The organism is Georgenia sp. G2120 (assembly GCF_055326485.1).
Genome location: NZ_JBUZNL010000002.1, coordinates 199,094 through 224,958, shown reverse-complemented (window position 1 = coordinate 224,958; position 25,865 = coordinate 199,094). Strand labels below are relative to the sequence as shown.

The following is a 25,865-nucleotide window of genomic DNA, read 5'->3' as shown; positions in this document are numbered from 1 at the left end:
TCTGGTGGTGGAGGGCGGCTGCCCCGATGCCTCGCTGTTCCGCTGCTGGACAACCTGTGCGTTCCTCAGCCTGTGCGCTACTCAGCCCGCGACCAGCTTCTTCGCAACAGCGGAGTGCTCGGCGACCAGCTCGGCGACGTCGAGCCCGAGCACCTGACCGTCCTCGACGCGCCACTGTCCACCGACCATCACCCGGTCGGCCCGCTCGGTCCCGCACAGCAGGAGTGCGGACAGCGGGTCGTGGCTCCCGGAGAACTGGAGGTCGTCCTGCCGGAACATGGCGAGATCCGCCTGCTTGCCGGGCGCGAGCACACCGATGTCGGTGCGCCCGAGCGCGCGGGCCGACCCCTGCGTGGCCCAGTCGATGGCCCGGCGCACCGTCACCTTCTCGGCCCCGTACTGCAACCGCTGCAGATACATGGCCTGGCGGACCTCGGTGATCATGTTGGACCCGTCGTTGGACGCCGACCCGTCGACCCCGACCCCGAGCGGGACGCCGGCGTCCTCGAGCTCGACGCCGCGGCAGACCCCGGACGCGAGCCGCATGTTCGACGACGGGCAGTGCGCCACGGCGGTCCCGGCGCCGCCGAGCCGGGCGATCTCGTCGTCGTCGAAGTGGATCCCGTGCGCGAGCCACGTCCGATCCGTCAGCCACCCGACCGACTCGAGGTAGTCCACGGTGCGCATGCCGAACCGCTCGAGGCAGAAGTCCTGCTCGTCGTCGGTCTCGGCCAGGTGGGTGTGCAGGCGGACGTCGTTGCGCTCGGCGAGCTCGGCGCTGTCCCGCATGATCGACGTCGTCACCGAGAACGGGGAGCAGGGCGCGAGCGCGATCTGCACCTGGGCGCCGTCCCCGCGCTCGTGGTGGGTGTCGATGAGCCGCTGGGAGTCCGCGAGGATCGTGTCGGGATCCTCGACGACGGACTGCGGAGGCAGCCCGCCGTCCTCCTTCCCGAGCGTCATCGACCCACGCGTGAGCGTGGCGCGCATGCCGAGCCGGCGCGTGACGCCGACCTGGATGTCGACCGCGTCCTCGAGCCCGCCCGGGAAGATGTAGTGGTGGTCGGCCGCCGTCGTGCACCCGGAGCGCAGGAGCTCGGCCATCGCCACCGTCGTCGCGAGCTCGAGGGCACGCGGGTGCAGCCGCGCCCACACGGGGTAGAGGTTGACGAGCCACGGGAACAGCGGGACGTCGGCGACCGGCGCCCAGGCCCTCGTGAGGGTCTGGTAGAAGTGGTGATGGGTGTTGACGAGACCCGGCACCACGACGTGCGACCCGGCATCCACCACAGTTCCCGGTGCCGACGACGGCGAACCTCCGGTGGGGACCAGCTCGACGACGGTCCCGGCCTCCGGGTCGATGACGAGGCCGCCCCCGGTGTCGTCGGACGTGCCGGTGTGGATGGCGAGCGGGTTCTTGAGCCAGACGGTCATGGTGACTCCGGGGTGAAGTAGTGGCAGTGGCAGCGACGGTGAGGGTCCGAGGGCGGCAGGGCTGGTCAACGGTGCGCCGGCCGGAGCGCGGTGCTCCTGCCGGGGCACCGGCGCTTACACGAAGAAGATGTATCTGACGGCGAGCAGGATGGCGACGATGTAGAGCACGGGGTGGACCTTGCGGATCCCGCCCGTGAACATCTGGATCGCGCAGTAGCTGATGACGCCGATGCTCACGCCGTTGGCGATCGAGAAGGTCAGCGGCATGACGATGATCGTGAGGAACGAGGGCACGCCCTCGGCGATCTCGTCCCAGTCGATGTGCCGGATCCCGTCCATCATCATCGCGCCGACGAGGATGAGGATCGGTGCCGTCGCGGCGCCGGGGACGGCGCCCATGACGGGCCACAGCACCATCGAGACGGCGAACAGGATTCCTGTGAACGACGAGCTGACGCCGGTGCGCCCGCCGTCCTGGATGCCGGACGCGCTCTCGACGTAGGCGCTGACGGTCGAGGTGCCGAGCGTGGCGCCGACCATCGTGGCCAGTCCGTCCATCGAGAAGGCCGTCTTGGCCCGCGGCATGTCGCCGCTCTCCGAGAGGTGCCCGGACTTCTGCGCGAGGCCGGTGAGGGTCCCGGTCGCGTCGAAGAAGTCGACGAAGAAGAACGTGAACACGACGCTGAACAGGCCGATCCCGATGGCGCCGGCGATGTCGAGCTGTCCCACGAGGTCGGAGGGCCACACCGGTGCGGCGATGATGCCGTCGGAGAAGCCGCCGAACGCCGCGGGGCTGCCGTCGGCTCCGGTGTAGACCTCGGCGCGGCTGACGATGGCGATGATCGCGGAGGCGATGATGCCCCACAGGAGCGCGCCCTTGATCCGCAGCTGCAGCAGCACGGCCGTGACGAGGAGCCCGACGACGGCGATCCACGCGTCCGGTGCCGTGAGGTCGCCGAGAGTGACGAGCGTGGCCTCGTCCGTGACCACGAGCCCGGCGTTGCGCAGGCCGAGGAAGGCGAGGAAGCAGCCGATGCCGGCCATGATCGCCAGCTTGATGCTCATGGGGATCGCCATGACGATCGCCTTGCGGGCACCGATGACGCTGAGGACGACGAAGAGGATGCCGGAGATGAACACGGCCCCGAGGGCGGTCTGCCACTCGACCCCCATGCCCAGCACCACGGTGAAGGAGAAGAAGGCGTTGAGCCCCATGCCCGGTGCCTGGGCGAACGGGTACCGGGCGATGACGCCCATGAGGAGACAGCCGATGGCGGCCGCCATCGCGGTCGTCATGAGGAGCTGGACCTGGCCGTTCGGCACGTCGATCGCCGCGCCGAGCACCTCGGGGTTGACGAAGAGGATGTAGCTCATCGTGAGGAACGTGACGAGACCCGCGCGGAGCTCCCGGGGGATCGAGGACCCCGCCGCGGTGATCCCGAACCACTTGTCGAACCAGTTCTTGGGTGCGGGGGTGGCGCTGTCCGTATCCGCGGGGCGGGCGGTGGCGCCGGCCTCGGTCGCCGTGCCCGCGTCGTCGGCCGGTCTCGCGGCGTGGGCCGCGCCGTCGGCCGGTCTCGCGGCGTGGGCCGTGCCTTCAACGTCGTCGGGGCTCGCGTCCGTCGTCGTCGGTGACTCCGGGTGCGTGCCGGTGGCGCTGCGGGTCCTGCGGTCGTGCTTGTCGTCCTTGCTGGTCATGCCGGCCTCCATGGGCGTTCGTGTCGCGCTGAGGACTGCGGACGTGCGGTGGTTGTGCGAGGGCCTGTCCCTCGCTCAGTCGTGGGGGAGGGCGGCGACGTCGCCGCCGATCCACACGGTGTCGATGTCGGCGGGAGTGCCGAGGGCGAAGATCGTGGCGAGCGCGTCGGCAGGGTCGGCCGCGTGCCGCAGGGAGGTGCGCAGCGACCCGCGCGGGCCGGGGCGCAGCAGCACGGCGTCGAACTGCTTGCCGACCGAGAGGTCGCCCACCGTCTCGTCGAGCCCGAGCGCCGTGGCGCCCGATCGCGTGGCGAGGTGGAGGAGGTCGGGCGCGCCGAGCGGCACGCCGTCGGGGCGCAGCTGCTGCGCGAAGTAGGCCTGCAGCCCCTCCTTGAGCAGGCTGAAACCCGTCCCGGCCCCGACGTCGGAACCCAGCGCCACGGTCACCCCGGCGTCGAGGTGGTCGCGCAGGGGGAAGAGGCCGCTGCCGAGGGCCGCGTTGGAGGTGGGGCAGTGCGCGACGGCGGCCCCCGCGGCGCCGAGCACCTCGAGCCCGTGCTCGGTCGGGTGCACGTTGTGGGCGAACACCGACCGCTCGTTGATGAGCCCGTGCCGGTCGTAGGTGTCGACGTAGTGCCGGGCGTCCGGGAACAGCTCACGGACGTCGGCGATCTCCTGCACGTTCTCGTTGACGTGGGTGGTGAACCACAGGTCGTCGTCGAGCAGCTCCCCGCACGCGGCGAGCATCTCGTCGGTGGTCGAGAGGGCGAACCGCGGGGTGACCGCGTACCGGAGCCGCCCCTTGCCGTGCCACCGCTCGGCGAGCCGACGGCCCGCCTCGAGGCTGTCGGCGGGGCCCGCCAGCAGCTCGCCGGGCAGCGTGCGGTCCGAGACGACGAGCCCCGACGTCACGCGCAGCCCCGAGCTCTCGGCCTCCGTGAAGAGAGCGTCGACCGCGCCCTCGAAGTGGGAGCCGAAGACGAGCGCGGTCGTGGTGCCGGCACCGACGAGGCCACCGACGAAGTCGCGGGCGACCTCCTGCGCGTACGCGGGGTCGGCGAGGCGGGCCTCCTCGGGCAGGGCGCAGGTGTCGAGCCAGTCGAGCAGCGGCATGCCGAGGCCGCCGATGGCCCGAACCTGGGGGTAGTGGACGTGGGTGTCGACCATGCCCGGCAGGAGGATGCCGTCGCGCAGGTCGACCACGTCGTCGTCCGGATGGTCCGCGCGGGCCGTCGCGTAGTCGGTCCGGGCGACGATCGTCCCTCCGACGACGACGAGCGCGCAGTCCTCGTCCGACCGCAGATCGACCGGCCGACCGATGCTCGTGGCGTCCCCCGGGGTGTCGAGCACCCGGGCGCGGTAGATGGTCATGACAGCACCGGGACATCGTCCCGGCGCACAGGTGTGATGGGCCTCGGCGTCATCGCCACACGCTCCTCGACGCAGCCGGCATCGCACAGGGCGGAGGCTGCAGCTTCGGCACGGTTGAGGACTCGCAGCGCGTCGATGGTTATCCATGCCGTGAACAACGACGCGTCGGTGGCAGGGACGTTAGCGGGACTCGCTCAGTTGCGCAATAGATTCTGGAAGAGAAGTTCCGATCCGTGAAAGTGGGGAGGTGGTGGGCGGGTGGTGCTACACCCAGAACCCCTCGTGCGCCTGCGCGGCCTCGTCCTCGAGGTGCGGGCCCGAGACCGTGACCTCGCGCTGGCCGCGGGCGAAGACCTCGCGGCAGGGCAGGTCGAGCGTCGGGTTCTCGGGGTGCGAGCCCGTGATCGTCAGCAGGCGCGACTCGCTCAGCGCGTAGACGACGCGACCGACCCCGGTCCAGTACGCGGCCCCCGCGCACATCGCGCACGGCTCAGCGCTCGTGTAGAGCGTGCTGCCGCGCATCCCGTCGGGGCCGGCGGACCGGGCGGCGGCGGCCGCGGCGAGGAGCTCGGCGTGCTGCGTCGGGTCGCCGCCGGGGCCGGACGAGTTGTTGACCGCCTCACCGAGCACCGTCCCGTCGGCCCCGACGACGATCGCGGCGAACGGGTGCCGTCCCTGCTCCCGCGCCGCCGCCGAGCGGGCGATGACGTCACGGAGCCGGCGCTCGTCGTCGTCGGGGAGGGGTGTGACGGAGGAGGTCGTCATGGTGGTGCTCCTGCTCGAGAGTGCGGCCGGGTCGAAGGATGCCCGCGCGCCACGCTAATCGTCCACGACCTCTCCGTGGCCACCCCACGACCTCTCCGTGGCCACCCCGCGACCTCTCCGTGGCCACCCCACGACCTCTCCGTGGCCCGTCCGGCGCGGGTAGCGTGAGCGACGGGGTTCTGCGCGCCGACACCGCCCCGCACCTCGTGACGCGTCTCTTGACACGACCCGTGCCCGGTCGTAACTTGATGCCGCATGGTGGATTAGTTATTCCACCTCATGAAAACGACAAGGACGTCAGAGTGGATGGCCGCACCCCCTGCGGCGCAGGCCCGCGAGGCGCGGACCGGCAGCGAGGACACGGCATCCGGACGGCACAGGACCAACGAGGGAGCTGGGCATGAGCGAGAGCACCACCACGAACGGGACCGGCGGCATCGTCCTCGGCGAGAACCAGTACGGCAAGGCGGAGGTCCGCCTCGTCAAGGTCGACCGCCAGGAGGCGCGGCACTGCATCACCGACCTCTCGGTGACCTCGCAGCTCCGCGGCGACTTCACCGTGGCGCACACCGAGGGCGACAACAGCCCGGTCGTGGCCACCGACACGCAGAAGAACACGGTCTTCGGCCTCGCGCGCGACGGCATCGGCTCGCCGGAGGACTTCGGCCTGCGCCTCGCGGAGCACTTCACCAGCTCGTTCGACTGGGTCACCGGCGGTCGCTGGCAGGTCAAGGAGCACACGTGGGAGCACATCCCCACGTCGCTCGCGAACAACTCGGCCGACGGCGAGCACAACCACTCCTTCGTCCGCACCGACGTCGAGACCCGCACCGCGCTCGTCCAGCGCGACGGCGCCGACACCTTCGTGGTGGCGGGCATCGAGGACCTCGCCGTCCTCAAGTCGACGGGCTCGGAGTTCCACGGGTTCCCGCGCGACCGCTTCACCTCGCTGGTCGAGACCACGGACCGCGTGCTCGCCACGTCGGTGACCGCCAAGTGGCGCTACCTCGACACGTCGATCGACTTCAACGCCGTCTACGACGACGTCCGCCGGATCCTGCTCGAGACGTTCGCCGACGTGCACAGCCTCGCGCTGCAGCAGACCCTGTACGAGATGGGCCGCCGCGTGCTCGAGGCGCACCCCGAGATCGGCGAGATCAAGTTCTCCATGCCGAACCTCCACCACTTCCTCGTGGACCTCGAGCCGTTCGGGCTCGACAACCCGGGCGAGGTCTTCTACGCGGCCGACCGTCCCTACGGGCTCATCGAGGGCGAGGTGCGCCGCGAGGGCGTCGCCCCCGAGCCGCGCGCCTGGGCGACCTCCGCCGGCTTCTGCTGACCCGCCCCTCCGTCCGCCACCACCTGAGCGAAGGAGCCCGGGAGACATGAGTACGACCACAGCCGACGCCGTCGAGAAGGGCAAGAGGCCCGAGGACGAGACGTACGGAGCCGGCAAGACGACCCTCTTCGGGTTGCAGCACGTCCTGACGATGCTCGGTGGCGTCATCGCGCCGCCGATCATCGTCGGCCAGGCGGCCGGCATGAGCGCCACCGACCAGGGCATCCTCATCTCGGCCGCCCTGTTCGTCAGCGGGCTCGGCACCGTGGTGCAGACGATCGGCCTGCCGTTCTTCGGCTCCCAGCTCCCGCTCGTCCAGGGCGTCTCGTTCGTCTCCGTCTCGACGATGACCACCATCGTCGTCGGCGGGGGCAGCGTGACGACGATCTTCGGCGCCGTCCTCGTGGCGGCGGCGATCGGTCTGGTCGTGTCGTCGTTCTTCTCCCAGGTGGTGCGGTTCTTCCCGCCCGTCGTCACGGGCACGATCATCGCGACGATCGGGATCTCGCTGCTGCCGGTGGCCGCCGGCTGGATGATGGGCGGCAACGGGAGCCCGAGCTGGGGTGCCCCGGAGAACATCGGGCTCGCGATGTTCACGCTGCTCGTCATCCTCGTGCTCAGCCGGTTCACCACCGGCACGTTCTCGCGGCTGTCGATCCTCATCGGCCTCGTCGTCGGAACGGCCTTCGCGGCCGCCGTCGGGATGGCCGACTTCTCGGGCATCCCGGAGGGCGACGTCGTCGCCGTCCCGTCGCCGTTCCACTTCGGCGCACCGACCTTCGAGATCGGCGCGATCATCTCGATGACGGTCGTCATCTTCATCGCGATGACCGAGACGACGGCGGACATCCTCGCCGTCGGTGAGATCGTCGAGACCAAGGTCGACGCCCGACGGGTCGGCGACGGCCTGCGTGCGGACATGGGTGCGTCGCTCATCGCTCCCGTGTTCAACACGTTCCCGATCACGGCCTTCGCGCAGAACGTCGGGCTCGTGGCGATCACCGGCATCAAGAGCCGGTTCGCGGTGGCTGCGGGCGGTGGCGTGCTCGTGCTCGTCGGCCTCGTGCCGCTGCTCGGCCGGGTCGTCGCCGCCATCCCCAACCCGGTCCTCGGCGGCGCCGGCATCGTCCTCTTCGGTTCCGTCGCCGTCTCGGGCATCCGGACGCTGTCGAAGGTCAAGTACGACGGGAACCTCAACCTCACCCTCGTCGCGGTGTCCCTGGCGTTCGGCATCATCCCGATCGCGGTGCCGGACTTCTACGCCGGGTTCCCGGAGTGGGTCGGCATGATCTTCCACTCGGGCATCAGCGCCGCGGCGATCGTCTCCGTCATCCTCAACCTGCTGTTCAACGAGATCCGCTGGGGCCGGTCGAAGGACCCGTCGGTCTTCACGGCCGGGTCCACGGCCCGCGCGAACATCGCGGAGGACGAGCAGGAGCGCCGCTCGGCCTACTTCGCCCAGCTCGACGGTCGTCGGCGCGCCGAGCACGCGGCCCGCGAGCAGGCCGAGCGCTCCGCGCGGCGCAGGCTGGGGCACGGGCGCCGGTCCGGCTCCGCGTCCTCGCTCGACCGGGCGGCCGACCGGGCGAGCGACGCAGACCTCGCCTGGCCGCACCTCACCCGCGCCGAGGACTCCGCGCGACCGGCCAGGCGCGCGGACGACGTCAACCGATGAGCGGGCACCGGTCGGTCGGGCGGGCGGGATCAGCCGTCGGCCGACCGGTGCAGCCCGGCGGCGTCCGCCACCTGCCGCTGCACGCGGGCGAGGAGGCCGGCCATCCCGGTCAGCCGGAGCGGGCTGACGACCTGGTCGAGGCCGAGCCGGGTGGGCAGGTCCGCGGGGACGGCGAGCACCTCGCCCGCCGTGGCCCCCGCCAGGCCGACGACGACGATCCCCGCGAAGCCGCGCGTGACCGGCGCCTGGGGGGCCGCCGAGACGTGGACCGTCACCGGCGCGTCCTCGCCCGACCCGTCGACCTCGGCCCGCACGTGCACGGGGGCCTGGCACTCCCGCACCGCCTCGAGCAGCTCGGGGTGGTCGACCAGCCGCTGCGGCAGCCCGGGAAGCTCGTCCCCGAGCTCGACGAGGAGCTGGACCCGGTCGCTCGGTGCCAGGGCCGCGAGGTCGCGGGCGATCTCGGCGAGGGCGGGCCGCAGCGCGGCGGCGTCGTCGTCGGGCATGGGGGTCCTCCTCGTTCCGCCGACCCGTCAGACGGACGGGAGCAGCTCGGTGGCGACGGCCGTGGCGACCTCGCGCAGGAGCGGGACCGCCCGGTCGCCGAACTCGTAGGTCACGCGCGCCTCGGGGCCGGACACCGAGAGCGCGGTCGGGGTGGGGGCGCCCGGCACCGTGACGGCGAAGCAGCGTACGCCGAGCTCCTGCTCGCCGTCGTTCATCGCCCAGCCCTGCTCGCGCACCTGGTCGAGCTCGGCGAGGAGGGCGTCGATGTCGACGATGCTCTTCTCGGTCACGGCGGGCATCCCGACCCGGCCGACGATCTCGCGCACGGTCTGCTCGGGCAGCTCGGAGAGCACCATCTTTCCCACGCCCGTGCAGTGGCAGAACACGCGCCGGCCGACCTCGGTGAACATCCGCATCGAGTGCGAGGACGACGCCTGCGCCACGTACACCGCCATGTCGCGGTCGATCATCGCGAGGTTCGCGCTCTCGCCGAGCTCGCGGGCGAGCCGCTCGAGGTGCGGGCGGGCGCCGGCGCCGAGCTGGCGACCCGCGCTCTCGCCGAGGCGGATGAGGCGGGGGCCCAGGGTGTAGCGGCGCGAGGCCAGCTGCCGGGCGTACCCGCGGTCGACCATGGTCCGCATGAGACGGTGGATCGTCGGCAGCGGGAGCTCCGAGGCGGCCGCGAGCTCGCTGAGGGCGGCGTTCCCGCCGAGGTCCGTGAGGAGCTCGAGGAGGTCGATCGCCCGGTCGACCGACTGCACGCCGGAACCGCTTGCCATCATGTTCCCCTCGTCGCCGTCGGTCGGATGGTGGTGCGGGGCCCGGGCGCAAACCCGGAGCCGAGACCCGACGCATTCTTCCACGTGCCGGAACCGACCGGCCCAACGATCGGAGCGATCGCATGACCAGCCCTCGACCGTCCCTCGACGCCGGCACGTACGACGACGTCGACGCGATGCTCGCCGGTGCCGACGAGCACCTCGCGCGTACCTACCCCGGCGACGACGGCACCCGCCAGCCCGTGCACACCGTGTACGTCCCGGCGGACCGCTTCCGCGCGGGCCTCGCGGGGGAGTGGGGCGAGCGGGCGCTGGCCGTCCTCGAGGAGGGCGGCGGGACCGCCGCGCTGCTCGACGCCGTCGGCGTGCGGGAGGACCTCCGGGCGGACGTCGGCGCGCTCGTCGAGGCGAAGCTCGCGAGCGAGCCGATCGAGGACCTGCGCATCGACCTCGAGGACGGCTACGGGGACCACGGCGACGCCGAGGACGACGACGCGCTCGCGGCCGCCCGCGCGGTGCGCGCCGAGATCGACTCCGGGACGTCGACCCCGTTCGTCGGCATCCGGTTCAAGAGCTTCGAGGCCCCGACGCGTGCGCGCGGCCTGCGGACCCTCGACCTGTTCCTCGGCGAGCTCGCCGGCTCGGGCGAGCTGCCGGCGGGCCTCGTTCTCACGCTGCCGAAGGTGACCTCGGTCGAGCAGGTCGAGGCGATGGTGCTCGTCTGCGAGCGGCTCGAGACCCTGCACGGCCTGCCGGCGGGACGCCTGCGGTTCGAGATCCAGGTCGAGACGCCGCAGGCCGTGCTCGGCTCCGACGGGACCGCGCTCGTGGCCCGGATGATCCACGCCGGCGGCGGCCGGGTGACCGGGCTGCACTACGGCACCTACGACTACTCCGCCTCGCTCGGCATCGCCGCGCGCTTCCAGTCGATGGAGCACCCGGCCGCGGACCACGCGAAGGCCGTCATGCAGCTCGCCGCGGCCGGCACCGGCGTGCGGCTCTCCGACGGCTCGACGAACGTGCTGCCGGTGGGCGACGCCGACCAGGTGCGCGCGGCGTGGTCCCTGCACGGCCGCCTCGTGCGCCGGTCCCTCGAGCGGGGCTACCACCAGGGCTGGGACATGCACCCCGGTCACCTGCCGGGCCGGTTCGCCGTGACGTACGCCTACTACCGGGAGGGCTTCCTGCCCGCCGCCGAGCGCCTGCGGATCTACCTCGCGCGCGAGGAGGGGGCCGTGATGGACGAGCCGGCCACGGCGCGCGCGCTCGCCTGGTTTCTCGCGCGCGGCACCGACTGCGGTGCCATCGCGGTGGCGGAGCTCGAGGAGGCCGTGGGCGCCTCGGCCGCGGACGTCGACGCGCTCGCCGGCCGGCCCGGGCGGTAGACGCCGCATGGGCGCCCGGTCAGTCGACCTGCGCGACGAGGCCCGCGGCCTCGATCGCCGCGACGGCGGCGGCCTCGTCGTTGTCGGAGGTGTCGCCCGAGACGCCGATCGCGCCGAGCACGGTGCCGTTCGCGTCCTTGACGAGCACGCCGCCGGCGACCGGGATGAGCGCGCCGCCCACCGCGGCGGTCGCCGCCGAGACGAAGTAGGGCTGCTGCTCGGCGCGTGCCTGGATCGCCCGCGACCCCATGCCGAGCGCGATGGCGCCGTGCCCCTTGCCGTGCGCGATGTCGAGGCGGCGCGCGGAGGTGCCGTCCTGACGCTCGGCCGCGATGACGAGACCGGCCTGGTCGAGCACGGCGACGGCGAGCGGCTTGAGCCCGCGCTCGGCGGCCGTCGCGAGGGTGCCGGCGACGAGGGTCCGGGCGGTGTCGAGGGAGAGGCTCACGGGAGGTCCTTTCGATGGGCGATCGAGCGGCGGGAGTGCCGGTCGGTCGGTTGTCGGGACGGGTGGTCGGACGGGCGTCGGGTCGGTCCGTGCGGCAGGGCGCGAGCGCGCTGCGCGGCCTCGGGCAGGAGCTGGGGCGCTCGCTCACCGGGCGCCGGGAGACGAGGTAGATTCCTCGATACGGAAAAGCGCTATCGCGTTGCGGATAGCATGTCAGCGGCGGCGATCGGGCACAAGGGAGCGGCCGTGGCGGCCGCGGACGAGTCAGCGACGAGCACGAGAGAGGTCCGACGATGAGCACAGGTCAGGGCGGCGGTGTCCAGTCCGTCGAGCGCGCGTTCCGGGTCCTCGAGATCATCGCGGCGGCGGGCGGTGAGATGACCCTGTCCGACCTGTCGGCCACGGTCGAGCTCCCGCTGCCGACGATCCACCGGCTGCTGCGCACGATGGTCACCCTCGGCCACGTCCGGCAGATGCCCAGCCGGAGCTACGCGCTCGGGCCTCGGCTCGTCCCCCTCGGGGAGGCCGCGAACCGTCAGCTCGGCGTCGCGAGCCGGCCGATCCTCCAGCGCCTCGCCGACCAGCTCGGGGAGTCCGCGAACATGGCCACGCTCGACGGTCCGATGATCGTCTACATCGGCCAGGTTCAGTCGACCCGGTCGATGCGCATGTTCACCGAGGTGGGACGACGCGCCCTCGCGCACGCGACCGGGGTGGGCAAGGCGATCCTCGCCACGATGTCGGACGCCGACGTCGAACGGCTCGTCGGTCGGGACATCGCCCAGCCCACGCCGCGGTCGGCCGCGACGCTCGGACAGCTCGTCGAGCGGCTCGAGGTGGTGCGTGCGCACGGCTACTCGATCGACGACGAGGAGCAGGAGCTCGGTGTGCGCTGCTACGCGATGGCCGTGCCAGGGACGCCGGTGCGTAGCGGGATCTCGGTCTCCGGCCCGAGCTCGCGGGTCGACGACGCGTTCGGCGCGCGGGCGGTCCCGCTGCTGCGTCGGGCCGCCCAGGAGATCGCCGACGGGCTCGGTGCGGTCGGCGCCGCCGGGTGACGTGCGTCGTGGCGATCGGTACCCCGACCGCAGTGCCGCGAACGGCCGGGACCCGCGACGGGTCCCGGCCGTCGTCGTGTGCTGACCGGTCTGTTGACCCCTCCCGGCGCCGCTGCTAACGTTTTCGACATCAGGAAGGAAACATCCACGAAGCGGAAAAGGAACCTGATGGCCGACGACGTCCTCTACACCGTCAACTGCTCGATCCTGCTCACCGACCTCCCGCTCCTCGAGCGCCCGGCGGCCGCGGCTGCGGCGGGCTTCGACGGCATCGAGCTGTGGTGGCACTTCCCGACCTCGACGCCGGAGCAGGACGAGATCGACGCGCTCCTGCGCGCGATCGACGACGCCGGCGTCCAGCTGACCGGCCTCAACCTCAACGCGGGCGACATGCCCGGCGGCGACCGCGGCCTGATCTCGTGGCCCGAGCGCTCCGCCGAGCTGCGCGCGAACCTCGACGTCGTCACCGCGATCGGCGAGCGCACCGGATGCCGCGCGTTCAACGCGCTGTACGGCAAGCGCGTCGACGGCGTGGACCCGGCCGAGCAGGACGCCCTCGGCGCCGAGAACCTCGCGCTCGCCGCCCAGGCGGTCGACCGCATCGGCGGCACGATCCTCCTCGAGCCCGTCTCCGGGGCCGACGCCTACCCGCTGAAGACCTCCGCCGACGTCGTCGGCGTCCTCGACCGGGTGGGTGACGAGCACGGGGCCACGAACCTCGGCCTCCTCCTCGACGTCTACCACCTGGCCGTCAACGGCTCCGACGTCGACGCCGACATCGCGGCGTACGCCGACCGGATCGCCCACGTGCAGATCGCCGACGCCCCCGGGCGCGGCGCCCCGGGCAGCGGCGACCTGCCGATCACCCGCTGGATCGACGACGTCCGGGCCACCGGCTACACCGGCCCGGTCGGGCTCGAGTACAAGACCGCCGACGCCGACCCGTTCGCCTGGCTCCCGCGCGAGCAGCGCTCCGCCTGACCCTCACGACCACCTCACAGATTGGGGACCGACCAATGAGCACCATCGCCTTCATCGGCCTCGGCATCATGGGCAGCCCGATGGCCGTCCACCTGCAGAACGCCGGGCACACCGTCCGGGGCTACAACCGCACGCCCGACAAGACCGCCCCCCTCGTCGAGGCCGGAGGCACCGCCGCCTCCTCCGTGGCGGAGGCCGTGACCGGCGCCGACGTCGTCGCCGTCATGGTTCCGGACTCGCCGGACGTGCGCGACGTCCTCACCGGCGAGGACGGCGTGTACGCCAACGCCGCGCAGGGCACCCTCGTCATCGACTTCTCCTCGATCCGGCCCGACGTCACCGTCGAGCTCGCCGACGAGGCGAAGGAGAAGGGCATCCGCCTGCTCGACGCCCCGGTCTCCGGCGGCGAGGCCGGCGCGAAGAACGCGGCGCTGTCGATCATGGTCGGCGGGGCGGAGGAGGACTTCGCCGCGGCGAAGGAGATCTTCGACGTCGTGGGCAAGACGATCGTCCACGTCGGCCCGTCCGGCTCCGGGCAGACCGTCAAGGCCGCGAACCAGCTGATCGTCGCCGGCAACATCGCGCTGCTGGCCGAGGCCGTCGTGTTCCTCGAGGCCTACGGCGTCGACACCTCGGCCGCGATCGAGGTCCTCGGCGGCGGGCTCGCCGGGTCGAAGGTCCTCGACCAGAAGGCGCAGAAGATCCTCGACCGGTCCTTCGACCCGGGCTTCCGGATCGAGCTGCACCACAAGGACCTCGGCATCTTCACGTCGGCCGCGCGCGAGGAGGGCGTCGTCGCCCCCGTCGGTGCGCTCGTCGGTCAGCTCATGGCCGCCGCCCGCGCCGCCGGCGACGGCTCGCTCGACCACTCCGGCCTGTTCCAGACCATCGCCCGCCTGTCCGGGCGCGAGTGACCCACCGAACCCCCTAAGGAGATCGACATGCCTCGCATGCGCGCGGTCGACGCCGCGGTGGCCATCCTCGAGAAGGAGAACGCGACCCACGCGTTCGGCCTCCCGGGCGCCGCCATCAACCCGTTCTACGACGCCATGCGCAAGCACGGCGGCATCCACCACGTCCTCGCCCGCCACGTCGAGGGCGCCTCGCACATGGCCGACGGGTACACCCGCGCCGAGCGCGGCAACATCGGCGTGTGCATCGGCACATCCGGGCCCGCCGGCACGGACATGATCACCGGGCTGTACGCCGCGTGGGCCGACTCGATGCCGATCCTGTGCATCACCGGCCAGGCGCCCGTCGCGAAGCTCGACAAGGAGGACTTCCAGGCGGTCGACATCGCCTCGATCGCCGCGCCGGTGACGAAGATGGCGAAGACCGTCCTCGAGGCCGCCCAGGTCCCCGGCGTGTTCGCCAAGGCGTTCCAGCTCATGCGCTCCGGCCGTCCCGGCCCGGTGCTCATCGACCTGCCGATCGACGTCCAGCTCGCCGAGATCGAGTTCGACCCCGACACGTACGAGCCGCTGCCCGTGGTGCAGCCGGCCGCCACGCGTCCGCAGGTCGACAAGGCGCTCGACATGCTGCTCGCCGCCGAGCACCCGATCGTCATCGCCGGCGGCGGCATCGTCAACGCCGGCGCGGAGGCCGAGCTCGTCGAGCTCGCCGAGACCCTCGGCGTCCCGGTCGTCTCCACCCTCATGGGCTGGGGCTCGATCCCCGACGACCACCCGCTGGCCTCCGGCATGGTCGGCATCCAGACCTCGCAGCGCTACGCGAACGCGACGTTCCTCGAGTCCGACGTGGTCCTCGGGGTCGGCAACCGCTGGGCCAACCGCCACACCGGTGGCCTCGACGTCTACCGCCAGGGCCGGGCCTTCATCCACGTCGACATCGAGCCCACCCAGATCGGCCGCGTGTTCGCGCCCGAGTACGGGATCGTCTCCGACGCCGGGGCGTTCCTGCGCACCGCCCTCGAGGTGGCCAAGGAGCGCAAGGCTGCCGGGCAGGTGCCCGACTGGTCGACCTGGGCCGACGAGGCCCGCGGCCGCAAGGGTTCCCTGCAGCGGAAGACGAACTTCCCGGAGACGCCGATCAAGCCGCAGCGGGTCTACCAGGAGATGAACCGGGCCTTCGACCGGGACACCGTCTACGTGACGACGATCGGCCTCTCGCAGATCGCCGGCGCTCAGTTCCTCCACACCTACGCGTCGAGACACTGGATCAACGCCGGCCAGGCTGGGCCGCTCGGCTGGACCGGTCCCGCCGCGCTGGGCGTGGCCGCCGCCCGGCCGGACGCCAACGTGGTCGCCCTGTCCGGTGACTACGACTTCCAGTTCATGCTCGAGGAGCTCGCGGTCGGCGCGCAGCACCACCTGCCGTACGTCCACGTGGTCGTCAACAACGCCTACCTCGGGCTCATCCGGCAGTCGCAGCGCGCGTTCGACATGGACTACCACGTGTCCCTCGCGTTCGAGAACATCAACTCCGCCGAGGTCGCCGAGTACGGGGTCGACCACGTCAAGGTGGCCGAGGGGCTCGGCTGCAAGGCCCTGCGGGTGACCGACCCGGACGACCTCGAGGCCTCGTTCACCAAGGCCCGCGCGATGGCGCAGGAGTCGCGGGTGCCCGTCGTCGTCGAGGTCATCCTCGAGCGCGTCACGAACATCGCGATGGGCGTCCAGCTCGACGGCGTCAACGAGTTCGAGGACCTCGCGCTGTCCGCCACGGACTCGCCGACGGCGCTCGCGCTGCTCGACTGACGGAGCTGCTCGACCGATCGCGCTGAACGACGGCCCCGGACCTTCCCAGGTCCGGGGCCGTCGTCCGTGCACGGGCTGCGTCCGGGTCTGGTCCCGTCAGAGCTGGTACAGCCCGCGCCCGCGGCGGCCCAGCTCCTCGGCGAGGACGCGGACGGCGAACTCGAGGCGGTCGGCCCGGTGGTCCGTCAGCTCGACCCGCACGTGCGACGTGAGTCCGGCGACGTGGACCGCGCGGCGCTGCCGGTCCGTGACGGCCCGCTCGATGACGCCGGCGGGCGTGACGAGGTCGATGAGCACGAGCACCGGTGGGCGGGAGCGGACCGAGTGCCCGGCGGCCCGGCCCGCGAGGTACTGCCCCTGTCGCCTCGTGCGACCGAGGCTGGAGAGGAGCCAGATCCCACCGATCTCGACGGCGTCGGCTCCGTGGGCGATCGGGAGCGGGCCGATGCGCACGCCCCGGATCTCGTCCCAGGAAATGTCGAGCCCACCCGGCCCGGTGAGGCCGGCCGTGGTGACGAGGAGCTGGATCGCCTCATCGCCGATGGTGCGCCGGCGGGCCTGCTGGACGATGCCGACGACGAGGACCCCGATGGCGCCGAGGACGTGGACGAGGACGAGAGAGATGATCGCCGTCGGGATCGGGGACCACGGAATCTCGACCTGGAGGGGACCGACGCGGTCCGGGGTGAGGGAGTCGACGAGGCTGACGACGAGCCAGACGGCGAGCGCAGCGACGGCGACCAGGAGGACGCAGTAGATGGTGATCCGGTCGCCGGCCTCCTTCCGGTTCGCGCCCAGGCCCGCGACGACGTGGCCGCGGCCGACCGCGGAGGTGCCGTAGGGCTGCGGACCGTACGGCTGCGGCCCCGGGTGCGGCCGCGAGGCCGGGTACGGCTCGCGCTGCGGCACGTCAGCGCCGGTGGAGGAGCAGGCCGTGCTCGCCGAGCTGCTGGTCGAGGGCCGTGAGGACGTTCGCGATCTCGTCCCCGGGGTGCTCGGTCAGCTCGATGCGGACGTGCGGGGGGCGGTGGTTCGGCACGACGGCGCCGCGCTGCCGCTCGGTGGCGGCGCGCGCGAGGACGCCCGACGGGTCGCGCAGCTCGACGACGACGAGGACCGGGGTGCGGCGCGCGACCGCCTGCTCGTGGCTCCGCACCTTGCGCTTGTACTCGCGGGCGGTCATGTCGCGGTCGGGGCGCCGGATCGCCCGCTCCCGGGACATCGTCGAGATTCGCTGGACGAGGGTGGAGCCGGTGCCGAGGGGGAGCGCGTCGACCACCACCTGGTGCATCTCGTCCCAGGGAATCCCGAGCCCGCCGGGACCGACGACGCCGGCCGGCGTGACGAGCAGGTCGATCGCGTCGTCGCCCTCGCGGCGACCCCGCACGACCTGCCCGATCGCGATGCCGAAGACGGCGATCACGCCGAGTCCGACGACGGACAGGCCGAGCGGAGTCACGTGGTCGGAGGTCTGCGCGTCGCCCGCCCCGAGCGCGCGGACGAGCTGGACGCCGTGGTACCCGGCGATCGCGAGCCCCACCACCACGCCGACGCCGTAGCCGACGAGGCGTGTCGTGGCGGTGGAGGAGTCGACGGCGAGGCCGGTGATCACCTCGCCGCGCGGGTGCGGCACGTGTACGCCGGTCTGCGGCGGGGTGCCCCGCGGCGGGGTGCCCTGCGACGGGGTGCCCCGGGGCGGTCCATCGGGTGGTCCTGCGGCGTCGTACGTCATGGGTCCTCCGTGCCGGTAGCGATCGGCGACCATGGTCTCGGTCATGTCCGCACGGCGCAGGACCTCGGGAGGGGAGTTCTTCCTCGAGCACGGGTACCCGCGCAGAGCGAAACAAGCCGAGGAGAAGTGGGCACCGGAGCGTCGGGCGGTTTCCGGTAGCCTCGACGGGATGAGCCTTGGCATCCGGTGTGTGTGGCGGAGAATCGCCGACCCCCACCATTGGATGCGGCCCGACGACGTGCGCACCGTGGTCGTCGCGTGAGCCCCGGCGACGAGTCCGCACAGCCCAGCCGTGGCCGCGTCGCGTGGATCGATGCCGCGCGTGGATTTCTCGTTGTTCTCGTCGTGCTTGGGCACACTCTCTACTTCATGCGTATGGGGGGTATGCCGTTCCCTGAGTTGGAGCCTGCGGTGCGGGTGGCGCAGGCCATCCGTATCCCTGCTCTGTTCGCGCTCTCTGGTGCCCTATTTCTCCATGCTGCCTCGCGAAGCTGGCGGACGGTGATAGGCACACGCATCGTTCCCATGGCGTGGGTCTTGGGGGTCTGGCTACTCGTCGAACTCGTAGTGCGGAGCTGGCGCTTCTCGGTCGCGACGACGTTGCCGGACGGGGTGGCGGCGTGGGCACTCGAGCAAGCGCTGCTGCCTGAGGACTACTTGTGGTTCATCTGGGCACTTGCCGTCATGACGCTGATGGCGCGACTCCTGCGTTCCTACCCCGTGCTGATCGTTGCCGTTGGGTTGGCGATGTTGTTGAGCCCGGAACTCCCGAACCTCGGCAGGCAAACGGTGCCGCTCTTCACCTACGCGCCGTTCTTCCTCATCGGCTTCCTCGTCGCCCCTGCCCTTCGCGTACGGCAGCGGTGGCTGGTCGTGCTGGGCGCGATCTCGGCGCTCTGCTTCATTCCCCTTGCAATCGCTCGTAACGAGTTCGACCTAGTCCTAACGAACAACCGGACCGACGTCGTACTGCTGGCGCTACTCGGCCTAACGGCTGTCGCACTCGTAGGTATCGGACTTTCACGGATACCAGGGTTCGCGCTGTGGAGTTGGCTGGGGCGGCGTACCCTTCCGATCTACGTGGCCCACATGCCCTTGTTGCTTGTGGGGCTATGGCTGGTGGAGGGCCCGGCTCGCGCCTTCGCCGAGCCCCGACCCGGAGTCGTCGTCCTCCTTCTCCTCGTGTACGCGGTAGGTGTCCCAGTGCTGCTCAGGGTCGTGTGCGACAAGCTGCCGTTCGACGGGATCCTGGCCGAGCCCCGGTGGCTGCGCCGCCTCGTGCTCGGCGACGGGGGCGGTGGGGCGTCCGCCCGGTCGGCTCGTACCGAGGCAGCGGCCCCGGACGACGCGTCCGGCGCGCCCGAGGCGGTCGAACCGCCCGCCCCGGAGGACGCGTCCGGCGCGCACTCACCGGCGGACCCACCCGACGCGGCTGACCGGGCCGCGCGCGAGCGACGGGGTTCCTCGTCCGGCTGACCTCTCGTGGCCGCGGTCGGCGTGACGGGGAGGCTCAGGTGGAGATCGCGCGCGCGGCCGCCCTGACGGCCCCCGGCGTCCGGCCGACCGCACGGACGAACGCGCGGCTGAAGGCGGCGTCGGACCGGTAGCCGAGCTCGGCGGCGACCTGGGCGGCCGTCGCGTCGCCGCCGGCGAGCCGCTCCTGGGCCAGCCGCATCCGCCACCGGGTGAGGTACCCGTTCGGCGTCTCGCCGACCAGCTCGGAGAACCGCGCCGCGAACGTCGACCGGGACATCGTGGCGGTGCGCGCGAGCCGATCCACGCTCCAGTCGCCGCCCGGCTCGGCGTGGATCGCGTCGAGCGCGCGGCCGATGCGGTCGTCCCGCAGGGCGGTGAGCCAACCGTCCCGTGCGGCGTCGTCGTGCGCGAGCCAGTCCCGGATGACCTGGACCACGAGGATGTCAGCCAGCCGGGTGGCCACGGCCTCGCTGCCGGCGCGCGGGCGGGTGAGCTCGTCGACCATGAGGCGGAGCGTGTCGCGGATCGCCGAGCCGACCGGGGAGGCGTCGGCGTCGACGGTGAGGACGGCCGGCAGGCGGCTCGTCAGCTCGCGCGCGGCCGGCTCGTCGAAGCCGACGATCCCGCAGATCAGCCGGGTGTGCGCGCCGCCACCGCCGTGCTCGAGGACCGCGTAGTGCTCGCCCAGCCACTCCTGGGGGAGGTCCTCGACGGGACGCGGCGTGCCGGCGCCCTCGCCGCTCGCGATGTCGTGCCCGCGCCCGTGCGGGACCAGCGCGAGATCGCCGGGGCCGAGCTCGACCGGGTCGCTGCCCCCGACCTCGAGCCGGCAGGCCCCCGACGTGACGACGTGGAAGCTGAGCGAGTCGGGCACGGTCGGCATCCGCAGCGACCACGGCGCGGTCAGCTCGGAGTGCCCGTAGAAGATGCCGCGCATCCGCAGCGTCTGCAGGGCCCGCGCGAGCCGGTCGCGGGTCTCCCAGGGTGTCGTCAGCATGACCTCAGCCTTGCGTATCCGGCCGGGTCGCGACAGTGCTTCCGGACGATCGGACAAGAACGACGGCGGAACGGGGCTGGGAACGCCTGGAGGGAGCTTCTAGCGTCGGTGGTGCCGCGCCGGGCACGCCGGTCGGCACCGACATCGGGGAGGACGCCATGTACGCAGTCGCAGGAGCCACGGGACGGGTCGGAGGGGCCGCCGCGCGCCGGCTGCTCGACGAGGGGGAGGAGGTGCGGGTCCTCGTGCGCCGCGACGCGGACGCCGAGCGGTGGCGCGATGCCGGGGCCGACGCAAGGGTCGTCGACCTCGCGGACCGCGCGGGCCTGACCGACGCCCTGCGCGGGGCGGAAGCGATGTTCGCCCTCCTGCCCTTCGACCTCACCGCCGACGACCTCGATGCGCACGCCGACCGGCTCACCGCCTCGATCGCGGGCGCCGTGGAGGATGCCGGGGTGCCTCGCGTCGTGCTGCTCTCCTCGGGCGGTGCGGACCTCGGGGCCGGCACCGGCCCGGTCGACGGCCTGCACCGGCTCGAGGAGGCGCTGCGCGGGGTGAGCGTGCTGACCGCGATGCGGTCCGGGCACTTCCAGGAGAAGGTCACCGACGTGCTCGAGGTCGCGCGTACCGAGGGCGTGTACCCGGTCCTCGCGCCGTCGGCCGACGAGCCTCTGCCGCTCGGGGCCACCGCCGACGTCGGGGCCGTTGCCGCGCAGCTGATCCGAGAGCAGGGAGGGGCGAGCGAGGTGGTCGACGTGCTGGGGCCCGAGGTCACCGAGGCCGAGGTCGCCGGTCACCTGGGCCGGGCGCTCGGGCGGGAGCTGCACGTCGTCGTCGTACCGGAGGAGGCGTGGGCGGGCACGCTCGCGGGCGCCGGCTTCGACGCCCACGTCGCGGAGAGTCTCGCCGAGCTCTACCTCGCCGACGCACGTGGGCTGCTCGCGCCCCGCGGCGACCGGACGGTGCGCGTGACGACGCCCGTCGAGGAGACGATCGGCGCGCTGGTCGGAGGAGCTGCGGTGGGGACTGTTCGATGAGTGCCGCCTCCGCCGCGCTGGTCACGGCCACCGTGGGTAACGGGCTCGTCGCGGGACTCTTCCTCGGCTTCACCTGCGCGGTGATGCCCGGCCTGCGCCGGGTCGACGACGCCGCGTTCGTCGCCACGATGCGGTCGGTCAACCGGGCGATCCTCAACCCGCTGTTCGGGGTGGTCCTCGTGGGGACGCCGGTCGCGACCGTCGCGGCCGTGGTGCTCGGGTGGACGAGGGTGGACGACGCCGGCGGGGCCGACGGAGCTGGATCCGCGCTGCCCTGGCTGGTCGCCGGCCTCGCGGGGACGGTCCTCACGCTCGCGATCACCTTCGCGGTCAACGTGCCGCTCAACGAGCGGCTCGACCGGGCGCCCGACGACGACGATCGCCTGCTCGCTGCCGCCCGTTCGGCGTTCGAGCGGCCGTGGACCAGGTGGAACGCGTGGCGCACGCTGACGGCGACCGCGGCGACGGCGCTGCTCGCGATCGGGGGACTCGCGGCGCGCGGGTGAGGTCGGTGGGTGGGTGGGTGAGTGAGTGAGGGGAGGTGCTGGATCAGGCGTTCGGGTCGCGCGGGGTCGCGCGCGGGATGCCTGCCTCGTCCTCCTCGAGCCCCCTGATCTGCCGGCCGTACAGGTTCCACATGTAGGCGGCCGCGGCGAAGCCGAGGACTCCGGCGGCGAGGACGACCCAGCGGGTCGGTGGCTCGAAGAGGAACAGGCCGACCGCGATGACGACGAGGTCACCGACGACCATGGCACCCACCACGTAGGCCCGCGTCCGGCGCAACCCCGCGGCCGTCCCGGAGGGCGCGGACGAGCGCTCGGGTGCCTGCGAGGCGTCGGCGCCGCCGGTGGAGGCGTGGTGGGCCGAGGGCGCGTCGGCCCCGCCGCTGCGTCCACGGTGCACAGGTGCCTGTGGGCCCCAGTCGTCGAGCGGGTCGGTGCCGGTGGTCATGGTGGGGCTCCGTCGTGTCGGCCGTGTGTGGGCAGCGGGTGGGTGAGGGTGAACGCTGGTCAGCGGGGCGCGAGCAGGGCGTCGAGCACGCGGGCGGCGGCGTCGCCGTCGCCGTACGGGGTGGCGTCGGTGTCCGCGGGGCGCGGCCGGGTGGCGGCCGCGAGCAACGCGTCGCCCGGCTCGACGAGCACGTTCCAGCCGAGCTCGACGGTCTCGACCCACTCGGTCTCGGTCCGCACCGTGGTGCAGGGCGTGCGCAGGAGGAAGGCCTCCTTCTGCAGGCCGCCCGAGTCGGTGACGACGCCGCGCGCCCGGTCGGCCACGGCCACGAGGTCCCGGTAGCCGAGCGGCGTGCGCGTGCGCAGCGCGCCGCCGGACAGGTCGATGCCCGCCGCCTCGGCCTTGGCCACGAGGCGCGGGTGGGCGAGCAGCAGGACCGGCGCGTCGAGCCCCGCGAGGGACTGCACGATCGCGCGCAGCCGGTCGGGGTCGTCGGTGGACTCCGCGCGGTGGATGGTGGCGAGGTAGAACTCGCCGTCGGCCAGTCCCTCCTCCTCCAGCGCTGCCGGGCGGGCGTCGCCCACGGCCTCGCGGGTGGCGAGCAGGACGTCGGTCATCACGTCGCCGACGACGACGGTGCGCCCGGCCAGCCCCTCGTCCGCGAGGTGCCCGGCCGCCACCTGCGTGGGCGCGAGGAGGAGGTCGGCGGCGTGGTCGGTGAGCACGCGGTTGATCTCCTCGGGCATCCGCCGGTTGAACGAGCGCAGGCCCGCCTCGAGGTGGGCGATCGGCACGTACAGCTTCGCGGCGGCCACGGCGCCGGCGAGCGTGGAGTTCGTGTCGCCGTACACGAGCACCCAGTCGGGGCGGTGCTCGGTGAGCACGTCGTCCATCGAGGCGAGCATCGACCCGGTCTGGTGGCCGTGGCTCCCGGACCCCACGCCGAGGTGGACGTCCGGGGCCGGGATCTCCAGCTCGGAGAAGAAGACGTCGGACAGCAGCGGGTCGTAGTGCTGGCCCGTGTGGACGATGAGGTGCTCGGCACCCCGGCGGGCGCTCTCGTGCGCGATCGGCGCGAGCTTGACGAACTGGGGGCGGGCACCGACGACGGAGAGGATCTTCACGGTCACCGAGCCTAGTGCGGCCTGCTCCCGCCGGAGGCGGAGCGGCCGGGTAGTTTCGGGGGCATGCGAGTCGTCGTCGTCACCACCTGGTTCCCGACCGCCCTGGCGCCGAGCTCCGGCTCGTTCGTCGTCCGCGACGCGCTCGCGATGGCTTCGCGCGGGGACACGGTCGACGTCGTCCACCTCGTCCCCGGCCACCAGGACGACGGCACGCGGCACGTCTACCACGAGGGGCTCAAGGTCCTGCGCCTGCCGATGACGCCCTCGCGCCCGGACCAGATCGCCCAGGTCGCCGCGGCCCTGCCGGGAATCCTCGACGGCGCCGACGTCGTCCACACCACCGCGATCTCCGCGCTCCTGCCGTTCGTCGTCGGGCGCCCGGACGCCCCGTGGGTGCACACGGAGCACTACTCGGGACTGACGAGCCCGGAGAACCTGGGGTTCGGAACGCGCGCCGTCCTCCCGCTCGTGCGCCGCCTGCTCGACCGGCCGGACGTCGTCACCGCCGTGTGCGAGTTCCTCGCCGACCCGATCCGCGAGGTGCGCGGCGACCGCGCGACCGCCGTGGTGCCGTGCATCGTCCCGCCGCTGGCGACCGTCCCGGCCAGGCCCGAGCCATCCGGCGAGCTGCGCATGGTCAGCGTCGGCGGCCTGGTCGAGCGCAAGGACCCGCTCCTTGCCGTCGACGTCGTGGCCGAGCTCGGCCGCCGCGGGCACCCGGCGCACCTCACCCTCGTCGGCGACGGCCCGCTCGCGAGCGCCGTCCGCGACCGGGCGGACGAGGTCGGGGTGGGGGAGCGGATCCACCTCACCGGCACGCTCGACCGCGACGGCGTCCTCGGCGAGCTCGCCCGCGCCGACCTCTTCCTCGGCCCCACCCGCGGCGACAACTTCTTCGTCTCCTGCGCCGAGGCGCTCGTGGCGGGGCGCCCGGTCGTCGTGGGCTCGACGGGCGGTCAGGGCGAGTACGTCGACCCGCGCGTCGGCACCCTCGTGGACGTCCAGGACGCCGGCGCCTACGCCGACGCGGTCCTCGACCTGCACGAGCGCACCGCCGCGCTCTCCGCCGAGGACGTCGCCGCGACGATCGGCGACGCCTTCTCCGTGGAGACCGTGGCCGCCGGCTACGCCGACGCGCACGCCCTCGCCGCCCACGTCCACGGCTCGGTCCGGTGAGCGAGCAGTCGGTGGGGCAGGGCCGGGCGATGGTCTACCACGCCCCCTACCCGGTGGGCGAGGGCTCGACGTCGGGCTCCGGGATCCGGCCCGTGCGCATGCTCGAGGCGTTCCGCGGGCTCGGGTACGAGGTCGTCGAGGTGACCGGGCACGGCAAGGAGCGGGCGGCGGCCGTCCGTGACCTCGCACGCCGTCTGAAGGACGGGCTGCGGGTCGACCTCGCGTACGGCGAGTCCTCGACGATGCCGACCGTGCTCACCGAGTCGCACCACCTGCCCACGCACCCCGTGGTCGACGTGCGCCTCGCCCGGCTGCTGCGGCGCCACGGCGTGCCGACGAGCGTCTTCTACCGGGACATCTACTGGCGCTACCCCGAGTACACCGAGCGCGTGCACCCGGTCGTGGCCGCCGGGACCCGGACGCTGTACCACGCGGAGCTGCGCGCCTACCGCCAGCTCCTCGACCGCGTCTACGTCCCCTCGCGGGAGTTCGCCGCGCACGTCCCGCACCTGCGCCCCGAGCAGATGGCGCCGCTCCCGCCGGGCGGCGCGATCCGCGACGTGCCGCGCACGGACGGTCCGTTCACGCTCCTCTACGTCGGCAACGTCACCTCCTACTACCGGATGCACGAGCTGCTGCGCGCCGTCGACGCGACGCCCGGCGTCCACCTCCTGCTGTGCACCCCGAAGGACTCGTGGGAGGCCGCGCGCGGGGAGTACGCCGACTGGCTCGGCGACCGGGTCGAGGTGGTCCACGAGCGCGGAGACGGCCTGCTCCCGCTGTTCGGCCGGGCCGACGCGTGCTCGATCGTCGTCGAGCCCTCGGAGTACCGGGACTTCGCGGCGCCCATCAAGCTCTACGAGTACATCGGCCACGGCAAGCCGGTGCTCGCGACCACCGGGACGCTCGCCGGCCGGACGATCGAGACCGGCGGTCTCGGGTGGGCGGTCGACTACGACGCCGACGCACTCGCGGACCGGCTCGCCGCCCTGCGCGACGACGCGGGCGAGGTCGAGGCCGTGGCGGCGCACGTGCGCGAGGCACGGCACGAGCACACGTGGGCCGCGCGCGCCCGCCAGGTCGCGGCCGACCTCGCCGCGCTCGACCGGAGGGCCTGACCGATAGCGCGGCCCGCGGACTCACGGCACCTACGATGGGACCCGCCGCGGAAGAGGCGGGCGCGGGGCCACCGCGCGCCGCACCGAAGTCGAGAGG

At 72.8% G+C, this 25,865-nt stretch carries 24 protein-coding genes; 12 read left to right on the top strand and 12 right to left on the bottom strand.

Features of this window, described 5'->3' with window-relative positions; translation table 11 throughout:
• Window positions 1-81: 81 nt before the first annotated feature.
• The 4 genes from ACZLMO_RS03165 to ACZLMO_RS03150 all read right to left on the bottom strand — a co-directional run bounded on the left by ACZLMO_RS03165 (window position 82) and on the right by ACZLMO_RS03150 (window position 5,268).
• On the bottom strand, window positions 82-1,434 hold the full coding sequence (locus ACZLMO_RS03165; RefSeq protein ID WP_425714640.1) for an 8-oxoguanine deaminase: 1,353 nt from the start codon (window positions 1,432-1,434) through the stop codon (window positions 82-84).
• A 114-nt stretch (window positions 1,435-1,548) separates the two neighbouring features.
• Window positions 1,549-3,132 carry an NCS2 family permease gene (locus tag ACZLMO_RS03160; RefSeq protein ID WP_425714639.1) on the bottom strand — a complete coding sequence of 528 codons (1,584 nt, stop codon included), beginning with the start codon at window positions 3,130-3,132 and terminating at the stop codon, window positions 1,549-1,551.
• A gap of 75 nt (window positions 3,133-3,207) precedes the next feature.
• Window positions 3,208-4,503 carry a guanine deaminase gene (guaD, locus tag ACZLMO_RS03155; RefSeq protein WP_425714638.1) on the bottom strand — a complete coding sequence of 432 codons (1,296 nt, stop codon included), beginning with the start codon at window positions 4,501-4,503 and terminating at the stop codon, window positions 3,208-3,210.
• A 264-nt stretch (window positions 4,504-4,767) separates the two neighbouring features.
• Entirely contained in the window at window positions 4,768-5,268 is a 501-nt protein-coding gene (locus ACZLMO_RS03150; protein ID WP_425714637.1) for a nucleoside deaminase, read from the bottom strand.
• A gap of 400 nt (window positions 5,269-5,668) precedes the next feature.
• On the opposite strand from ACZLMO_RS03150, the gene pucL reads away from it, so the two are divergent.
• Window positions 5,669-6,607 carry a factor-independent urate hydroxylase gene (pucL, locus tag ACZLMO_RS03145; protein WP_425714636.1) on the top strand — a complete coding sequence of 313 codons (939 nt, stop codon included), beginning with the start codon at window positions 5,669-5,671 and terminating at the stop codon, window positions 6,605-6,607.
• Between the two features lie 46 nt (window positions 6,608-6,653).
• Window positions 6,654-8,282 carry a nucleobase:cation symporter-2 family protein gene (locus ACZLMO_RS03140; protein WP_425714635.1) on the top strand — a complete coding sequence of 543 codons (1,629 nt, stop codon included), beginning with the start codon at window positions 6,654-6,656 and terminating at the stop codon, window positions 8,280-8,282.
• 29 nt (window positions 8,283-8,311) lie between these two features.
• Here the strand turns inward: ACZLMO_RS03140 and ACZLMO_RS03135 are convergent, their stop codons facing one another.
• Window positions 8,312-8,788: a SufE family protein gene (locus tag ACZLMO_RS03135; RefSeq protein WP_463652810.1), complete on the bottom strand. Its 477-nt coding sequence runs from the start codon at window positions 8,786-8,788 to the stop codon at window positions 8,312-8,314.
• Window positions 8,789-8,815: 27 nt separating this feature from the next.
• Window positions 8,816-9,571: an IclR family transcriptional regulator gene (locus tag ACZLMO_RS03130; protein ID WP_463652809.1), complete on the bottom strand. Its 756-nt coding sequence runs from the start codon at window positions 9,569-9,571 to the stop codon at window positions 8,816-8,818.
• A gap of 119 nt (window positions 9,572-9,690) precedes the next feature.
• On the opposite strand from ACZLMO_RS03130, the gene ACZLMO_RS03125 reads away from it, so the two are divergent.
• A complete protein-coding gene (locus tag ACZLMO_RS03125; protein ID WP_463652808.1) occupies window positions 9,691-10,953 on the top strand; it encodes a DUF6986 family protein in 1,263 nt (420 codons plus the stop codon).
• A gap of 19 nt (window positions 10,954-10,972) precedes the next feature.
• On the opposite strand, the gene ACZLMO_RS03120 is transcribed toward ACZLMO_RS03125, so the two are convergent.
• Window positions 10,973-11,401 (bottom strand): GlcG/HbpS family heme-binding protein, encoded by a 429-nt coding sequence (locus ACZLMO_RS03120; RefSeq protein WP_425714631.1) that lies wholly within the window; start codon window positions 11,399-11,401, stop codon window positions 10,973-10,975.
• A gap of 293 nt (window positions 11,402-11,694) precedes the next feature.
• Between ACZLMO_RS03120 and ACZLMO_RS03115 the strand changes: the two genes are divergently transcribed.
• The 4 genes from ACZLMO_RS03115 to gcl all read left to right on the top strand — a co-directional run bounded on the left by ACZLMO_RS03115 (window position 11,695) and on the right by gcl (window position 16,157).
• Entirely contained in the window at window positions 11,695-12,459 is a 765-nt protein-coding gene (locus ACZLMO_RS03115; RefSeq protein ID WP_463652807.1) for an IclR family transcriptional regulator, read from the top strand.
• A 168-nt stretch (window positions 12,460-12,627) separates the two neighbouring features.
• Window positions 12,628-13,440: a hydroxypyruvate isomerase family protein gene (locus ACZLMO_RS03110; protein ID WP_463652806.1), complete on the top strand. Its 813-nt coding sequence runs from the start codon at window positions 12,628-12,630 to the stop codon at window positions 13,438-13,440.
• Window positions 13,441-13,475: 35 nt separating this feature from the next.
• Window positions 13,476-14,354, top strand: a complete 879-nt coding sequence (locus ACZLMO_RS03105; protein WP_463652805.1) for a 2-hydroxy-3-oxopropionate reductase — start codon at window positions 13,476-13,478, stop codon at window positions 14,352-14,354.
• Window positions 14,355-14,381: 27 nt separating this feature from the next.
• Window positions 14,382-16,157: a glyoxylate carboligase gene (gene gcl, locus ACZLMO_RS03100; RefSeq protein ID WP_463652804.1), complete on the top strand. Its 1,776-nt coding sequence runs from the start codon at window positions 14,382-14,384 to the stop codon at window positions 16,155-16,157.
• Window positions 16,158-16,253: 96 nt separating this feature from the next.
• Here gcl and ACZLMO_RS03095 read toward each other — a convergent pair whose 3' ends face one another.
• On the bottom strand, window positions 16,254-17,066 hold the full coding sequence (locus tag ACZLMO_RS03095) for a hypothetical protein (protein WP_463652803.1): 813 nt from the start codon (window positions 17,064-17,066) through the stop codon (window positions 16,254-16,256).
• Between the two features lies 1 nt (window position 17,067).
• Entirely contained in the window at window positions 17,068-17,889 is an 822-nt protein-coding gene (locus ACZLMO_RS03090; protein ID WP_463652802.1) for a hypothetical protein, read from the bottom strand.
• 258 nt (window positions 17,890-18,147) lie between these two features.
• Here ACZLMO_RS03090 and ACZLMO_RS03085 point away from each other — a divergent pair, with 258 nt between their 5' ends.
• Complete coding sequence (locus ACZLMO_RS03085; RefSeq protein ID WP_463652801.1) at window positions 18,148-19,365, top strand: acyltransferase family protein; 1,218 nt, start codon at window positions 18,148-18,150, stop codon at window positions 19,363-19,365.
• 34 nt (window positions 19,366-19,399) lie between these two features.
• Here ACZLMO_RS03085 and ACZLMO_RS03080 read toward each other — a convergent pair whose 3' ends face one another.
• Complete coding sequence (locus ACZLMO_RS03080; RefSeq protein ID WP_425714623.1) at window positions 19,400-20,362, bottom strand: AraC family transcriptional regulator; 963 nt, start codon at window positions 20,360-20,362, stop codon at window positions 19,400-19,402.
• A gap of 158 nt (window positions 20,363-20,520) precedes the next feature.
• On the opposite strand from ACZLMO_RS03080, the gene ACZLMO_RS03075 reads away from it, so the two are divergent.
• Together ACZLMO_RS03075 and ACZLMO_RS03070 are read left to right on the top strand one after the other, a co-directional pair.
• Window positions 20,521-21,399, top strand: a complete 879-nt coding sequence (locus tag ACZLMO_RS03075; protein WP_425714622.1) for an NmrA family NAD(P)-binding protein — start codon at window positions 20,521-20,523, stop codon at window positions 21,397-21,399.
• Window positions 21,396-21,905, top strand: coding sequence for an anthrone oxygenase family protein (locus ACZLMO_RS03070; RefSeq protein WP_425714621.1), 510 nt, complete (start codon window positions 21,396-21,398; stop codon window positions 21,903-21,905). Before ACZLMO_RS03075 ends, ACZLMO_RS03070 begins: the two co-directional genes overlap by 4 nt.
• Before the next feature lie 43 nt (window positions 21,906-21,948).
• Here the strand turns inward: ACZLMO_RS03070 and ACZLMO_RS03065 are convergent, their stop codons facing one another.
• Together ACZLMO_RS03065 and wecB are read right to left on the bottom strand one after the other, a co-directional pair.
• A complete protein-coding gene (locus ACZLMO_RS03065) occupies window positions 21,949-22,350 on the bottom strand; it encodes a hypothetical protein (protein WP_425714620.1) in 402 nt (133 codons plus the stop codon).
• Window positions 22,351-22,409: 59 nt separating this feature from the next.
• Window positions 22,410-23,474, bottom strand: a complete 1,065-nt coding sequence (wecB, locus tag ACZLMO_RS03060) for a non-hydrolyzing UDP-N-acetylglucosamine 2-epimerase (RefSeq protein WP_463652800.1) — start codon at window positions 23,472-23,474, stop codon at window positions 22,410-22,412.
• A 63-nt stretch (window positions 23,475-23,537) separates the two neighbouring features.
• Here wecB and ACZLMO_RS03055 point away from each other — a divergent pair, with 63 nt between their 5' ends.
• Both ACZLMO_RS03055 and ACZLMO_RS03050 read left to right on the top strand, forming a co-directional pair.
• Window positions 23,538-24,650, top strand: coding sequence for a glycosyltransferase (locus ACZLMO_RS03055; RefSeq protein WP_463652799.1), 1,113 nt, complete (start codon window positions 23,538-23,540; stop codon window positions 24,648-24,650).
• On the top strand, window positions 24,647-25,768 hold the full coding sequence (locus tag ACZLMO_RS03050) for a glycosyltransferase (RefSeq protein WP_463652798.1): 1,122 nt from the start codon (window positions 24,647-24,649) through the stop codon (window positions 25,766-25,768). Before ACZLMO_RS03055 ends, ACZLMO_RS03050 begins: the two co-directional genes overlap by 4 nt.
• The last annotated feature ends 97 nt before the right edge of the window (window positions 25,769-25,865 follow it).